The organism is Lentzea rhizosphaerae, assembly GCF_042649515.1.
Lineage (GTDB): Bacteria > Actinomycetota > Actinomycetes > Mycobacteriales > Pseudonocardiaceae > Lentzea > Lentzea aerocolonigenes.
On record NZ_JBHRZI010000029.1, the window covers coordinates 136,613 to 151,824 of the forward strand.

Annotated in this window: 8 protein-coding genes; 2 read left to right on the forward strand and 6 right to left on the reverse strand. The window is 69.5% G+C overall.

Annotation, left to right across the window (positions count from 1 at the left end):
• Positions 1-24 precede the first annotated feature (24 nt).
• From ACFOWZ_RS32995 to ssb, 6 genes are all read right to left on the reverse strand, one after another.
• Positions 25-651 (reverse strand): hypothetical protein, encoded by a 627-nt coding sequence (locus tag ACFOWZ_RS32995; RefSeq protein ID WP_382378079.1) that lies wholly within the window; start codon positions 649-651, stop codon positions 25-27.
• Positions 644-1,075 (reverse strand): acyl-CoA thioesterase, encoded by a 432-nt coding sequence (locus tag ACFOWZ_RS33000; protein WP_382377868.1) that lies wholly within the window; start codon positions 1,073-1,075, stop codon positions 644-646. The genes ACFOWZ_RS32995 and ACFOWZ_RS33000 overlap by 8 nt, the downstream gene beginning before the upstream one ends.
• Positions 1,076-1,690: 615 nt before the next feature.
• Entirely contained in the window at positions 1,691-6,628 is a 4,938-nt protein-coding gene (locus tag ACFOWZ_RS33005; RefSeq protein ID WP_382377869.1) for an NAD-glutamate dehydrogenase, read from the reverse strand.
• 335 nt (positions 6,629-6,963) lie between these two features.
• The gene (locus tag ACFOWZ_RS33010; RefSeq protein ID WP_382377870.1) at positions 6,964-11,073 is read right to left on the reverse strand and encodes a hypothetical protein; all 4,110 of its coding nucleotides are present in this window, start codon (positions 11,071-11,073) and stop codon (positions 6,964-6,966) included.
• A gap of 18 nt (positions 11,074-11,091) precedes the next feature.
• Complete coding sequence (gene ettA, locus ACFOWZ_RS33015) at positions 11,092-12,768, reverse strand: energy-dependent translational throttle protein EttA (RefSeq protein ID WP_030468212.1); 1,677 nt, start codon at positions 12,766-12,768, stop codon at positions 11,092-11,094.
• A 265-nt stretch (positions 12,769-13,033) separates the two neighbouring features.
• Positions 13,034-13,447: a single-stranded DNA-binding protein gene (gene ssb / locus ACFOWZ_RS33020; RefSeq protein WP_382377871.1), complete on the reverse strand. Its 414-nt coding sequence runs from the start codon at positions 13,445-13,447 to the stop codon at positions 13,034-13,036.
• A gap of 237 nt (positions 13,448-13,684) precedes the next feature.
• On the opposite strand from ssb, the gene ACFOWZ_RS33025 reads away from it, so the two are divergent.
• On the forward strand, positions 13,685-14,290 hold the full coding sequence (locus ACFOWZ_RS33025; RefSeq protein ID WP_382377872.1) for a TetR/AcrR family transcriptional regulator: 606 nt from the start codon (positions 13,685-13,687) through the stop codon (positions 14,288-14,290).
• Positions 14,287-15,210 (forward strand): ATP-binding cassette domain-containing protein, encoded by a 924-nt coding sequence (locus ACFOWZ_RS33030; RefSeq protein WP_382377873.1) that lies wholly within the window; start codon positions 14,287-14,289, stop codon positions 15,208-15,210. The genes ACFOWZ_RS33025 and ACFOWZ_RS33030 overlap by 4 nt, the downstream gene beginning before the upstream one ends.
• Positions 15,211-15,212: the final 2 nt, after the last annotated feature.

Here is a 15,212-nt window from a genome sequence, read left to right on the forward strand (position 1 = left end):
CGTGCCACGATCATGCGGCCCGGATCAGACGATCAGCGGCAGCATCGAGTGCCTTCTGCGGACCACGGCGCCGAACTTGGCGTCGATGCGCAGCCACGAGTCGGTCGCGGTGACCCGGACGTCGCCGTTCTCGCCGAGGAAACCCATGCCCGACAAGGCGAACAGGCACCGCAGCGGGATCTTCACGTCCAGCCCGGACCCGCTGACCGTCAGCACGGTCTGGTCGAGCAACGACGCGGGAGGCGTCCCGTGCGGGCCGGTGTTCTCCCGCGCCACCTCGACGCCTTCGTCCGCGAGCTTCGAGACGACCTCGACGGGCAGCCGGTCCACCATCAGCCAGCCCTCGGCGGGCGGCAGGGCCGAACGCCACATCAGGTCCTTTGCGGGTCCGGGGTCGATGCGTTCGTCCCGCATGACCGCGAGGCCCGTCAGCAACTCGGAGCCCGACACCGTCACGTCGGTCGGATTCGCTTGCCCCGCAACGGTTCGCGTGGCGAGCGTGTCGAACGGCGTGGCGACCCACGCGTCCAGCAGTTCCTCGTTGCGGTTGCGCAGCCGCACGACGGTCTGGCCGTCGAGCCGCACCGCCCGCGCCGCGAACGCCCCGAGGTCGTCTCTCTCGGCCGCGTCGGCCAGCACCAGCTCAGGCACCATTACCCCCTGCTCGCCACCCGGCGAGGAAATCGCGCTCGGCGTCGGTCAGGCGCCGAGGCCGTGCGGTGGTCACGTTGTAGGGCGCCATGAGCGTCTCCGCCTTGGTGACCACGGGACTGTTCGGCTCGCGGCTGCCGCGCACCACGTAGTCGAGCGTGAACGACGCGGACTTGAGCTCCCGCACCGACATCTCGACCACGACGTCCTCGCCCGTGAACACGATCGGCGCCAGGTAGTCGACGACGAGCCGCGCCACGACCATGCCCTCGGCCATCTCCTTGACGCCGTGCCGGGCGGCCTCGGTGAACAGCAGCTCGATGCGGGCCTCTTCCAGCAACGTCACCGTGTTCGCGTGGTTGACGTGGCCGAACGCATCCATGTCCGACCACCGCGGTCGCACACCCGTGACGAAGACACCCATGCAGGGACCCTACAGCCCGCGAACCTTCACAGGATCTCCACGCCAGCCGATCGAAAGTCGACAGCCGGCTCTCGCCAACCGAGCTGCGTCACGCGCGCCGCCGATCACCCTGCAGGCTCTGCTACCGCGTTCTTCGGCAGGCTGTTCGCACCGATCGCGGTGATCCCCGCCATCCCCGGCGGACGAGGCTGCGTTCTTCCCGCCCCATGTTCTTCCGGCCCCACGAGTTGGCGCCGGTGCCGTTCGGCTGTCCTCGATCGTCTTCGTCGCGTGCTGTCAGGTTCTGATCGTGGCGTTGTGAGGAGTGCTGCACCGGCGGACCGGGGCACCGCGTTCGAGCCCTGCGTGCTCGGGCGGACGAGTCACGATCGGTACCGTCCCTGCCGCGGTCGGGGTGCTCGGCCCCGGCTGCTCACCGTGCTGCACACGCTCCCCCCGCGCGCTTCCTCCTGGCGCAACGATTGAACGGCGATTTCGGTTCCCGGCGCCTCCAAAATCCTGTGGACAACTCGCGGCTACATCGGCCGCGTACCTCCTGACCTGCGAAACGCTACCGGAAAGGCGCCAGGGGCCTGTGGAGTTGTCCACAGGCCCCTGGCTTTCGGCTGGTGCTCGCTACCTGACCATGCTCCGCACCTGGCGGGCGGCGACGGAGAGCGTGGCCAGGTCCAGCTGGTGGACCCGGTTGATCTCCTCCAGCGCGCCGCGAGAGCGAGCCAGGCGGGAAGCGTTGGCCTGCTCCCACTTGGCGATCTTCTCGGTCGGTGTGTCGCCCTCGTCGCTCGCCCTCAGCACGTCGATGGAGATGGCCCGCAACGACGAGTAGAAGTCGTCGCGCAGAGCCAGCCGAGCCAGGGCGTGCCAGCGGTTGCCGCGTTCCAGGCTCGTCACCGAGTCCAGCATGTGGTCGATGTCGAGGTGGTCGGACAGCGCGAAGTACACCTCGGCCGTCTCCCGGTGCGTGCGCTCCGGGCCCGCGCCGCCGGTCGGCCCGAACTCGCGTTCGGCCAGCTCGGCGATCTCGGTGACGTCGAGCAGGCCGTACATGTACAGCAGCGCGGCGACCTTGCGGGCCAGCTCGGCCGGGACGCCCTGTTCGACGTACCGGTCCGCCTTGTTTGCGACCACGTCGTACTCCCTGCCCTGCAACAGGTCGAAGGCGTACGGGCTGAGCTCCTCGACCACGCCGCGGAAGCGGTTGATCGTCGAGCCCACCGCCAGCGGCTGCGGGCGGTTCGAGAGCAGCCAGCGGGACGCGCGGTCGAGCAGCCGGCGGGTCTCCAGGACCATGCTGTCCTGGACCGCCGTCGGAACCACGTTGTCCAGCGCCTGGATCTCGCGCCAGATCGCCGGCAGGTCGAAGACCTCGGTCACGACGGCGTAGGAGCGGACCGCGTCGGTCGCCGACGCGCTCATCTCCTCGGCCAGCCGGAACGCGTAGGACACGCCGCCGCCGTCGACGACCTCGTTGACGACCACCGTGGTGATGATCTGCCTGGCCAGCGGGTGGTTCGGGATGGCAGCCCCGAAACGCTCGCGCAGCAGGGTCGGGAAGTAGTCCGGCAGCTTGTTCTTGAACGTGTCGATCGTCGGGATGTCGCTCGCGAGCAGCTCTTCCTTCAGCGTGAGCTTGGTGAACGCGAGCAGCGTGGCGAGCTCGGGCGAGGTGAGGCCCTCGCCGTTCTTCTCCAGCGCCTTGAACTCCGCCGGGCTCGGCAACGCCTCCAGCTCGCGGTTGAGCGCACCGCGCTGCTCGAGGTCGGCCGTGAGGCGCGCGTGCACCGACAGCATCGGGGCGGCGTGCGCCCTGCTGACGCCCAGGACGTTGTTCTGCGAGTAGTTGTCGGCGAGCACGAGCTCGCCGACCTCGTCGGTCATCTCGCCGAGGACCTCGTTGCGCTGCTGCTGCTCCAGCGAGCCCTCCCGGACCAGGTGGTCCAGCAGGATCTTGATGTTGACCTCGTGGTCGGAGCAGTCGACGCCGGCGGAGTTGTCGAGCGCGTCGGTGTTGACCTTGCCGCCGCTGCGCGCGAACTCGATGCGGCCGCGCTGGGTCAGCCCCAGGTTGCCGCCCTCACCGACGACCTTCACGCGCAGGTCGGCGCCGTTGACGCGGATCGCGTCGTTGGCCTTGTCGCCGACGTCGGCGTGCGACTCGGTCGACGCCTTGACGTAGGTGCCGATGCCGCCGTTCCAGAGCAGGTCGACCGGCGAGAGCAGGATCGCCTTCTTGAGCTCCGGCGGCGACAGCTTCTCCACGCCCTCTGCCAGTCCCAGCGCGACGCGGGCCTGCTCCGAGATCGGGATCGACTTCGCCGACAGCGGGAAGACGCCGCCGCCCTCGCTGATCAGCGAGCGGTCGTAGTCGTCCCACGACGAGCGCGGGACGTTGAACAGCCGCACCCGCTCGGCGAACGAGGTGGCCGCGACGGGGTTCGGGTCGATGAAGACGTGCCGGTGGTCGAACGCGGCCACGAGCCGGATGTGCTCGGACAGCATCATGCCGTTGCCGAACACGTCACCGGACATGTCGCCGATGCCGACGACGGTGAACTCCTCGGACTGCGTGTCCACGCCGAGCTCGCGGAACGAGCGCTTCACGCTCTCCCACGCGCCCTTGGCCGTGATGCCCATGGCCTTGTGGTCGTAGCCAATCGAGCCACCGGAGGCGAACGCGTCGCCCAGCCAGAAGCCGTAGCTCTGGCTGACGCCGTTCGCGATGTCGGAGAACGTCGCGGTGCCCTTGTCCGCGGCCACGACGAGGTACGTGTCGTCGCCGTCGTAGCGCACGACCTGCGGCGCGGGCACGACCTCGTTGTTGATCAGGTTGTCGGTGAGGTCGAGCAGGCCCGAGATGAACATCTTGTAGCAGGCGATGCCCTCGGACATGAAGTTCTCGCGGTCGATGCCGGGATCACCCGTCGGCGGGACCGGCTTCTTGACGACGAAGCCGCCCTTGGCGCCGACCGGCACGATCACCGCGTTCTTCACGGCCTGCGCCTTGACCAGGCCGAGGATCTCCGTGCGGAAGTCCTCGCGGCGGTCGGACCAGCGCAGACCACCACGCGCGACGCTGCCGAACCGCAGGTGCACGCCCTCGACCCGCGGCGAGTACACGAAGATCTCGAACTTCGGCCGCGGCGCAGGCAGGTCCGGGATCGCCTGCGGGTCGAGCTTGACCGACAGGTACGGCCGGGAGTTGCCGTCGGCGTCGCGGAAGAAGTAGTTCGTCCGCAGCGTGGCGTTGATCAGCGCGAGCAGGCTGCGCAGGATCCGGTCCGCGTCGAGGCTCGTCACGTCGTCGATCAGCTTGCCGATCTCGACGACCATCGTCTCGGTGCGGTCGGCCCGCGTCGGCTCGTCCAGGCGCGGGTCGAACCGGGCCTCGAACAACGCGACCAGCGCGATCGCCACGCTCGTGTGACCGAGCACGGCGTCCTCGATGTAGTCCTGCGAGTACGGCGTGCCCGCCTGCCGCAGGTACTTCGTGTACGCGCGCAGCATCGCGGCCTGCTGCCAGGTGAGCCCGGCCTGCAGCACCAGCGAGTTGAACCGGTCGACCTCGGCCTCACCGCGCCAGACGGCGGCGAACGCGTTCTGGAACCGCTCGCGGACGTTCTCGAGGTCGGCCTCGGACAGCTGCGCGAGCGCGGCCGAGTCGATGCGCAGGCCGAAGTCGTAGATCCAGCACTGCACGCCGTCTTCGCGGGCGATCTCGTACGGCCGCTCGTCGACCACGATGACGCCCATGCGCTGCAACATCGGCAGCACGTCGGACAGCGTGATACCGGCACCGGTCACGAACAGCTTGAAGCGCCGCTCCCCCGGCTCGGCGTCCTCGGGCACGTAGAAGACCATGTCGAGGTCGCCCTCGACGAGCTTCTCGATGCGCCGGTAGTCCTCGAGACCCGTGGAGGCCGGGAAGTCCTCCTTGTAGGCCTCCGGGAAGACCGAGGCGAACCGCTGGCCCTGTTCCGTGGCCGACTCGGCGCCGAGGTCGTCGCCTCCGACGGCCTCGACCATGCGGTCGTCCCAGCTGCGCACGGCCTCGGCGAGCTTGGCCTGGATCGCATGGACGTCCGGCTCCAGCGTGCGCGCGGGGTCCGTGTGCACCATGAAGTGCACGCGGGCGAGCGCGGACTCGCCGATGCGCGCGCTGTACTCGAGGTTCAGGCCACCGAGCTCGGCGAGCAGCACCTCCTGCATCGCGAGGCGGCTCGTCGTCGTGTAGCGGTCGCGCGGCAGGTAGACCAGGCACGAGAAGAAGCGGCCGAACGGGTCGCGGCGCAGGAACAGCCGCAGCCGCCGCCGTTCCGCGAGAGCGATGACGCCCGTCGTGGTCTGGTACAGCGTGTCGCTGTCCACCGAGAACAGCTCGGTGCGCGGGTAGTTCTGGATCACCTCGAGCATCCGCTGGCCCGAGTAGGACTGCAGCGGGAAGCCCGCGCGGTGGATCACCTCGCGCACGCGGCGCTCGATCACCGGGATGTCGAGCACGTCCTCGTGCAGCGCGGTGGTGCTGAAGATGCCCAGGAACCGGTGCTCACCGGAGACGTTGCCCTCGGCGTCGAACGTCTTCACGCCCACGTAGTAGGGGTAGACGCTGCGGTGCACGCTGCTCTGCGCACTCGCCTGCGTCAGCACCAGCAGCTCGGGGCTGAGCGCCTGCGCGCCGTTGTCCGGCCCGGCGGTGAGGCTGCGCGCCGCGAGGCTGTCCTGCCGAAGCACACCGAGACCGCTCGCGAGCACGGCCCGCAGCGCCGGTTCGCCGTCCTCCTGCACCAGCTCGTACTGCCGGTAGCCCATGAACGTGAAATGCCCGTCCGCGAGCCATTTGAGCAGCTTCGCGCCGTCCGTGGTGTCCTCGGACGAGTCCTTCTCCAGCTCCTCGGCCAGCTGCAGCGCCGTGGTCACCATGCGGTCGGTGTCCTCGACGACCTCGCGGACGTCGGTGAGCACCGTCAGCAGCCGGGTCTCGAGCTCGCGGGCCCGATCGGGGTCGGTGATGAGGTCGACCTCGATGTTCATCCACGACTCGGCCAGCGCATCCGCGGGCGGATCGGCCGGATCCGCGAGCGGCAGCACCTCGGTGCGCTCACCGGTGACCGGGTCACGCCGCACGACGACGATGGGGTGCACAACGCGCTGCACCTGCACACCGCCCCGCGTGAGCTCGGACGCGACCGAGTCCACGAGATAGGGCATGTCGTCCGTGACGACCTGGACCACGGTGACAGGACACTGCCACCCGTCGGTCGCCCGTGTCGGGTTGAGGATGCGCACCGCGGCGCGTCCGGGAACGCGGCTCTCGGCGAGCTGGTAGTTCGACCGCACCGCTCCGACCAGGTCCACCGGGTCGTCGTCGTTGACTTCCTCGGCGGGCACGTGCCGGTAGAAGAGGCGGATCAGATCAGCGAGTTCGGGGGCATTGGCGGCGGCCCGTTCGATCAGCTCGTCACGGACCTGCTCAGGACTGGCCGTTCGACTGTCATCACCCGCGGCGGGTACCGCGGAGATGTCGTCGGTTCGGGTCGGGGCTCCAGTCGAGGTCATCTTCAGGCGACTCCACGCTATCCGGCACCTCTGTGTGCCGGGTCCGCCCCCACCCTAGATGGGGTGAGGGCCGTCACCGGCAACGGGAGGGGCACTGTCGAACCACTGAATCGAGGGCTGAATCGAGTCACATCATCAGTCGTGACAACACATTCCGCATCGCGGGCGCGCCACGAACGCGGCTGGTTCGGACGGTCCGCAACCACCCGATCCGTGGCACACAACAGATCACGGGCCCGGCGTACACCGACCGCCGAACCGAGGAATTCCCCCAACCGCACGCTCAGGTGCGCACGGGCGAGTTGGGCAAGGCTTGAGGTGTGGCGCTGACCACCTCACACCCCCGGCAACGTCCACCCGGCCGGCCCGTCCGGGCGAACGGGACGGATGGGACCGGTCGTCTCGTTATCCGGGGCGGCACCCACGGGGACGATCGGGCCGGTCTTCTCCTGTTCGGACTCGGCCGGTGCAGCTGGGGTGGGGGCCGCTTCCGGTTGGGAGGCGAAGGGCTGGGAAGCGAAGGGCTGCGAGCCGAAGGTGGGCTGGCCGAACGGCTGCTGGGTGTAGGGCTGCTGTTCGGCGAACGGCTGGGCGAAGGGCTCGGCTGCTGGCTGTGGCACGTAGGGCTCAGCGGCTGGCTGTGGCACGTAGGGCTCAGCGGCTGGCTGCGGCACGAACGGCTCGGCCGCGGGTTGAGAGGTGAAGGGCTGCGGCTCGACCGAGGGCTGTTCCGGGAGGAAGTAGGACTCCGAGCTCAGCCGGCTGTCACCTGTTTCCTGCGGTACCTGCGGAGACCCGAAGGACGGACTCGTCCCGGAGGCGTCCGAGCTGGGCAGGGCTTCGGCCGCAGTGTCCTGCCGGGTGCCGAAGGACGGGCCAGTGCCGAAGTACGAGTCGGAGCTGGGCCGGGCCTCCGTCGAGGAGTCATCCGGCTGCAAGCCGTACGCAGAGCCGAAACCTGAGTCCGCGGCCGGGCGAGCCTCCGCCGTCGACTCCGCTGACAACGGCGGCAAGCCGAAGCGAAACATCGAGTCCGAGCTCGACTCGGCACCCGCCCCGGACTCCACCGACTCCTGCGAGCCGAACGACGTCTCCGACACCGCCGATGCCTGCGACGAGCCGAACGACTCCCCTCGACCAGCCGCGGAGTCCGCGCTGGCCGGCTCGGAGGCGGTTTCGGCGCTGGACCCCGATTCACCGGCCGACCAGTCCGCAGGGGACAGGTCGGCGGCTTCGAGCTGCTCCTCGTCGGAGCGACGGCCCGTTTCGTAGGCCACCAGCGCCTCGGCGAGCAGATCCGCGAGGCTGAGGTCGCTCGGCCTGCGACGACTGCTCGGACGGCCCGCCCGGCCACCAGATTCGCCTGCCTGCTCGCCCGACGGCGTGCTGATCGGCGTCGTGGCGGGAGTGGCGTCTGCCGACTCGCTGCTCACTTGAGCCGACGCGTCAGGCGACTCGGAGCCCGTGGCGAAGAAGTCGTACTGCGGGGCCGAGTCGGAACCGCTGGCGAAATCAGGTTGGGCTGAACCCTCTGGCGCCGTCACGCCGGGCAGGCTGGTGGGGTCGGATTGCGCGCCGAACCCGGTCTCAGAGCCGACGCCGGACTGACCGGCCGAGTCGGGCTGTGTGCCCGGAGCGGGGTCGGAGCCGAAAGCCGGTTGCGTGCCGAAGCCCGTTTGGGTTCCGAAGGCGGGCTGGGTGCCGAAGGTCTGCGTGCCGAACGTCGGTTGCGTGCCGAAGGCGGGTTTCTCGGCCGGGTCGGGGCGGGGTACCGGGACCGTCGGGACGTCCGAGGCGTCGTCCTCCACGTCCGCGGAGCTCAGGAAGGTGCTCGACATCAGGTCCGGCTCGGAGGGCTGCGGGATCTCGTCCGGCGTCGGCACCGACGGGATCGGGTCCGGGACGGGCGGCAGCGGTTCGCGGTCTGGTTCCGGCTCCGGGGAGGCAGCCGGCTTCGGGGCGCTGAAGTCGAGCGAGCTGAAGTCCAGGTCGGGGAGCCTGCGCTCGTCCGGGTCTTGGGCGGCCGAGGGAAAGCCTGATGCCGGGGTGTGCGGCGGGTAGGCCGGCTCGTCCAGGTGGGGGCCGAAGTCCGGGGACGCCGGCGGGCGGGCGAACGCCGCGGACAGGCCCGAACGGCTGGGGCGGTCCGGGGTGCTCTGGTCGCCGAGGTGGTTCGGCTGGTCCTCTGGAGACGAATGGGCGCCGGCCGAGGCGGCGAAGGGGTTCTGCGGTTCTGCGCCCGAGTCCTCCTGGCGGAGGCGGGACGGGGGTTCCACCCGCCACGACGGGGTGTCGGACTGCGACTCGGTGTCCCTCGCCCGGCGACGGCCGCCGGCTCGCAGCCCCTGGGCCTTGAGCATGTCGAGCACGCTTTCCGGCTGGGACGTGCCGGTTTCCTCGCGGGCGGCTTGCGCGCGCGCTGCCTCCTCGCGGGCAGCGGCTTCGCGTTCGGCGGCCTGACGCGCGACTTCCTGATGAGCCGCTTCCTGGCGGGCGACGTCCCGGCGCACCGCCTCCTGACGGGCGGCTTCCCGGCGAGCCTCTTCCTTGCGAGCGGCCTCTTCGCGGGCGGCCTCCAGACGGGCCGCTTCCTGACGCGCGGCCTCCAGACGAGCCGCCTCCTGACGCGCAGCCTTCTCGCGGGCAGCCGCTTCCAGACGCGCGGCCTCCTGACGGGCGGCTTCCTGCCGCGCGGCCTCTTCACGGGCGGCTTCCTGGCGGGCAGCCTCTTGGCGCGCGGCCTCCTGGCGCGCCGCTTCCTCCGCGGCCCGAGCTTCGCGTTCCGCCTGAGCACGTTGTTCGGCGCGGGCCTGGCGTTCCGCCTCGATCTGGCGGCGAGCCTCGCGCTGCAACTCCATGAGCTGCTGCTCGACCTTGCGCTTGCGTTCCTGCTCGACGGACAGCTGCGGCTGCGGCGCCGGCGGTTCCGGGGCGGGAGGGGTTTCGGTGACGGTGGTGGGCTGGTCGTCCTCGATCTCGCCCGCGGCCACACGGGCGGCGCGACGGCGGCCGCTCACCATGGCTCCCGCAGAGGCGATCAGGCCCGAGGCCGGGACGGTGCGATCAGAGGAAGGGGACGGGGATGCGGGTGGCAGTTCCACAGGTTCCGGGGTTTTGTCGTCGGGCTCGCCGAACGGCTGGACCATGCGCCACCGGTCGGCGGCGTGCTGGCGGGCCGCGGACAAGCCTTCCACGGTCATGTCTTCGGCGGCGCGGCGAACGCGCCTGTCCTTCAAGCCCTCGCCCTTGCGGACCTGGACCGGGCGCCACTGGCGCAGCTGTTGCTTCAGTGCGGCGGACAGCACACCGTCGGTGACGGCGGGCATGCCCTCGACCGGGCGGAGCAGGCTCGCCAGTTGCTGGTGCAGGTCGGCCGGCTGTCTGTGGACGCCGGAGAACTCGGCGGCGAGTCGGGCGCGCACCGCGTAGACGGCGCGGGCCCGGCGGCGTTCGGCAGCGTGAGCCGAACGCAGGTTCGTCAGCGCCTCGGCCAGTTCACCGGACACCTCGTGCACGTGGGCCAGCGCGAGCAGGCTTTCCGCCATCAGGGTGTCGAGCTGATGGCGTTCGGCGCTCACCGCGGCTTCGCGCAGCATCTCCCTGGCGAGTGCGACCCTGCCCGCGGGCAGGTGCACTCGTGTCGCCAGAGCCAGGCGCAGCCAGCCGGTGGTGGACGCCGACGGCGCACGCACCGGGCGGTCGAGCAGCGGGGTGCCGGCCGCGCTCGCGTCGAGCAGGCGGTTCGCGTCCATCAACGCGAGCACCAGCTCCAGGGTGAGCCGGCCGAGCCCCTGGCCGCTGTCCGCCGACGGGTCCGTGAACCTGCTCAGCAGGTCGAGGCCTTCACGTGCGGCACCGATGGCGGCGGCGATGTCGCCCCACCGCCGGTGCTGCGCCGCCTGCACCGCGCGGATCAGTCCGCGCAGCAACAGGCGGGTGTCGTCGTCCAGCGTCGTATCGGCGACGTAGAGCTGGTCCGCCTCCGCGAGCGCGAGGGTGGGTTCGTCGCCGCGGCCGACGGTGACGAGGCATTCGCTGGCCTGCACCAGAGCCGACGCCCGCAGCTCCGCGGGCACGTCCGGCGCCTCCAGCACGGGCGTCACCGCTGCGAACCCCGTCAGCGGTGCGCCTACGGATCGCGCGCACGCGGCGAGCTCCACCCGCAGCAGCCACGCGGTCTCGTACTCACCGGCGGCCTCGGCCGCCTTCAACGCGTCGATCGCGCGGTCGGCGATGCGGACGCCGCGGCCGACGCGGTTGCCCGCGAAGACCACCAGCGACTCCGCCCGCAGGCGGTCGGCCTCGTCGTGACGGGCGGAGGCGAGCGCAAGTGCGCGCTCACCCAGCACCAGAGCGAGCTCCGGTGCGCGCCAACGCAGCCGCCAGGCGGGCACGACCAGCGTGCTCACCTCGACGTTCGCCTGCGTCTCGCCCCTCGCCGCCACGACGTCGCCGTTGCCCTCTCAGTCCCGTGTCAGCTTGCGATACGTGACACGGTGCGGGCGGGCCGCTTCGGCACCCATGCGCTCGATCTTGTTCTTTTCGTAACCTTCGAAGTTGCCCTCGAACCAGTACCACTGCGACGGGTTCTCGTCCGTGCCCTCCCACGCGAGGATGTGCGTGGCGACGCGGTCGAGGAACCACCGGTCGTGGGAGATCACGACGGCACAGCCGGGGAACTGCTCGAGAGCGTTCTCCAGCGAGCCCAGGGTCTCGACGTCGAGGTCGTTCGTCGGCTCGTCCAGCAGGATCAGGTTGCCGCCGATCTTGAGCGTGAGCGCGAGGTTCAGGCGGTTGCGCTCACCACCGGACAGCACGCCCGCGGGCTTCTGCTGGTCCGGCCCCTTGAAGCCGAACGCGCTGACGTACGCGCGCGACGGCATCTCGACGTTGCCGACGTGGATGTAGTCGAGCCCGCCGGACACGACCTCCCACACGTTCTTCTTCGGGTCGATGCCACCGCGGTTCTGGTCGACGTACGACAGCAGCACCGTCTCGCCGACCTTGACGTCGCCCGCGTCCGGCTGCTCGAGGCCGACGATCGTCTTGAACAGCGTGGTCTTGCCGACGCCGTTCGGGCCGATGACGCCCACGATGCCGTTGCGCGGCAACGTGAACGACAGCCCGTCGATCAGCACCCGGTCGCCGAAGCCCTTCTTCAGCTTGTCGACCTCGACCACGACGTTGCCCAGACGCGGGCCCGGCGGGATCTGGATCTCCTCGAAGTCGAGCTTGCGGGTCTTCTCCGCCTCGGCCGCCATCTCCTCGTAGCGACCCAGACGCGCCTTGGACTTGGCCTGGCGGGCCTTGGCGCCGGAGCGCACCCACTCCAGCTCGTCCTTGAGGCGCTTCTGCAGCTTCTGGTCCTTCTTGCCCTGGACCGCGAGACGCTCGGCCTTCTTCTCCAGGTACGTGGAGTAGTTGCCCTCGTAGGGGATCGCGCGGCCGCGGTCGAGCTCGAGGATCCACTCGGCCAGGTTGTCCAGGAAGTACCGGTCGTGGGTGACGGCGAGCACGGCGCCGGGGTACTGCGCGAGGTGCTGCTCCAGCCACAGGACGCTCTCCGCGTCCAGGTGGTTGGTGGGCTCGTCGAGCAGCAGCAGGTCGGGCTTGCTCAGCAGCAGCTTGCACAGCGCGACGCGGCGGCGCTCACCACCGGAGAGCTTGGTGACCTCGGCGTCCGGCGGCGGGCAGCGCAGGGCGTCCATCGCCTGCTCCAGCTGGGAGTCGAGGTCCCACGCGTTGGCGTGGTCGAGCTCCTCCTGCAGCTTGCCCATCTCCTCCATCAGCTCGTCGGAGTAGTCGGTCGCCATCAGCTCGGCGATCTCGTTGAAGCGGTCCAGCTTCACCTTGATCTCGCCCAGGCCCTCCTGGACGTTGCCGAGGACGGTCTTCTCCTCGTTGAGCGGCGGTTCCTGCTGCAGGATGCCCACCGAGTAACCGGGGGACAGGTAGGCCTCACCGTTGCCGGGTGTGTCCAACCCCGCCATGATCTTGAGCACGCTCGACTTGCCGGCGCCGTTGGGACCGACCACACCGATCTTCGCGCCGGGGTAGAACATGATCGTGACGTCATCGAGGATGACCTTGTCACCGTGCGCCTTGCGCACCTTTTTCATGGTGTAGATGAACTCGGCCATGGCGGCGATCGTAGAGCGGTGCTCGGAGGCTCCTGACCTCGGTCGCCGACAAGCCCGTGTTCACCCTCGGATCAAGCGTCACGCGAGTCGGTGACCTGCCCGTTCCGTTCGAACGTGAACGACTCTCGGCGATCGGTCCTCAGCGGCCCCGATCTACGAGCTTCCCTCCTTCGTGGATCGCAGTGCGTACATCTTCACCGGCGGCGCTGCCGGATCGGGTGGGATCGGGGAACTCCCGTGCCTGGTTGCCCCGAAGGGCGCAAGATCAAAACGGCACGGGTTCCTCGGCGAGATCATGACTCACCCGCGGTTCAACGACGGGAGCGGAGCCGAGTGACTGCACACGGCTCAGATCCAGCCCGATGTGCGACGCGTCCAGGTTGAACGCCGTCTTCTTCACGTCGTCCTTCTCGTAGTGACGCATGCGCAGCTTGCCCTGGACGATCACGGGATCACCTTTGGACAGCGCGGTCTTCACGCTGTCGGCGAGCTTGCGCCAGCACGACACACCGAGCCAGAGCGTCTCGCCGTCCTCCCAGTCGCCGATCGCCGTGTTGTACCGGCGTTCGGTGGAGCTGAGTTGGAAGAAGGCGTTCGTCTTGCCGTCGTCGCCGAAGCGGTACGAGATGTCACTCGCCACATGTCCAACGACGGTGACCAGCGTGGAATTCCAGGACATCGGGTTCTTGCCTCCAGGTCGTGGGGTTGCTGGTCCAGGTTGCTCCTGGCAGGGGCGGAGGGAGCGGGGTGGACGGGGATCTGTGGATTACTCGCGGGTTGTGGACAGGTCGGGATCTTGGACCGCCTCGGACCGCGAAATTGTCGGAGGTGTCTGCTAGTGCGCCGTTCGAGCCGAGCGAGTGAGTGAGCGCCCACTCATTGACATGAGTGAGGACTCACTCATACAGTTGCGGACGTGCCAGAGGAACCTCGCCGCCGCCGTGCCCCCGCGATGAGCCCGGAAGATCGCCGAGAAGCGATCGTCCAGGCGACGTTGCCGCTCGTCGTGAAAGCCGGCGCGAACGTCACCACCAGCCAGATCGCCGCGGCCGCGGGCATCGCGGAAGGCACGGTGTTCCGCGTCTTCAAGGACAAGGCGGAGCTGCTGGACGCGTGCATCCAGCGCGCCCTGCACTCCGACGAGGAAGTCGCCCGCCTCGAAGCGATCCCGGCGGACGTGCCGCTGGAGGAACGGCTGACCTCCGGAGTAGCCACGTTCAGCGGCTACCTCGACCGCATGTGGGGTGTCATCGGCGCGTTGCGCGAGTCCGGCTACCAGCCGCGCGACGAGGACCACAAGAAGCACAAGGGACCACCGGTCGGCATGCAGCAGCTGTCCGAGGCCGTGGCAGGCCTGTTCAGCGAGGAGGAGATGCGGGTCAGCCCCGATCTCGCCGCCCGGATGCTGCTCGGCGCCGTCTTCACGAACCGCATGGGCGCGGGCTTCGGCCAGACCACCGCCGAACCCGCGACCATCGTCGACCTTTTCCTGCACGGCGCACTCAAAGGGGGAGACAGATGAGTGAGCTCATGATCGAAGCCACCGATGTCAGCAAGAAGTTCGGTGACGTCCACGCGCTCGACGGCGTGAGCGTCACCGCGAAGAAGGGCTCCGTTCTCGGCCTCCTCGGCCACAACGGCGCAGGCAAGACCACGCTCGTCAACATCCTCACCACCATGCTGCCGCTGTCGGCCGGCAGCGCGAAGGTCGCCGGCTTCGACGTCGTCAGGCAGAGCCACGAGGTCCGCAGCCGCATCGGTCTCACCGGGCAGTTCGCGGCCGTCGACGAGCAGCTCAGCGGCCACGACAACCTCGTGCTGATCGCCCGGCTGCTCGGCGCCAGCCGCAAGCAGGCCCACCTGCGCGCCGACGACCTGCTGGAGCAGTTCGACCTCACCGACGCCGCCAGGCGCAACGCCAAGACCTACTCCGGCGGCATGCGGCGGCGCCTCGACCTCGCGGCCAGCCTGGTCGGCAGCCCCGAGGTGCTGTTCCTGGACGAGCCGACCACCGGCCTCGACCCGGCCAGCCGCCTCGCGATGTGGGAGATCGTCGAGAAGCTCGTCGCCGACGGCACCACCGTGCTGCTCACGACGCAGTACCTCGACGAGGCCGACCGGCTCGCCGACTCGATCACCGTGCTGTCCCACGGCAAGGTCGTCGCGTCCGGCACCAGCGCCGAGCTCAAGGCCCAGGTCGGTCAGCGCACGGTGACGGTCACGCTCGACTCGGCGTCCGATGTGGACATCGCGATGAAGGCCGTCAACGCCGTGGGACTCCATCCCGTCGTGGAAGGCCTCACGCTCACAACGCCTGTCAGCGCCTCACGCGACCTTGCAACGGTCGTGCGCGCGTTGGACGACAACGGCTTGGAGGCGCACGAAATCGGCCTCAAAGAGCCGACCCTGGACGACGTCTACCTCACTCTCGCCGCGAACTAGGG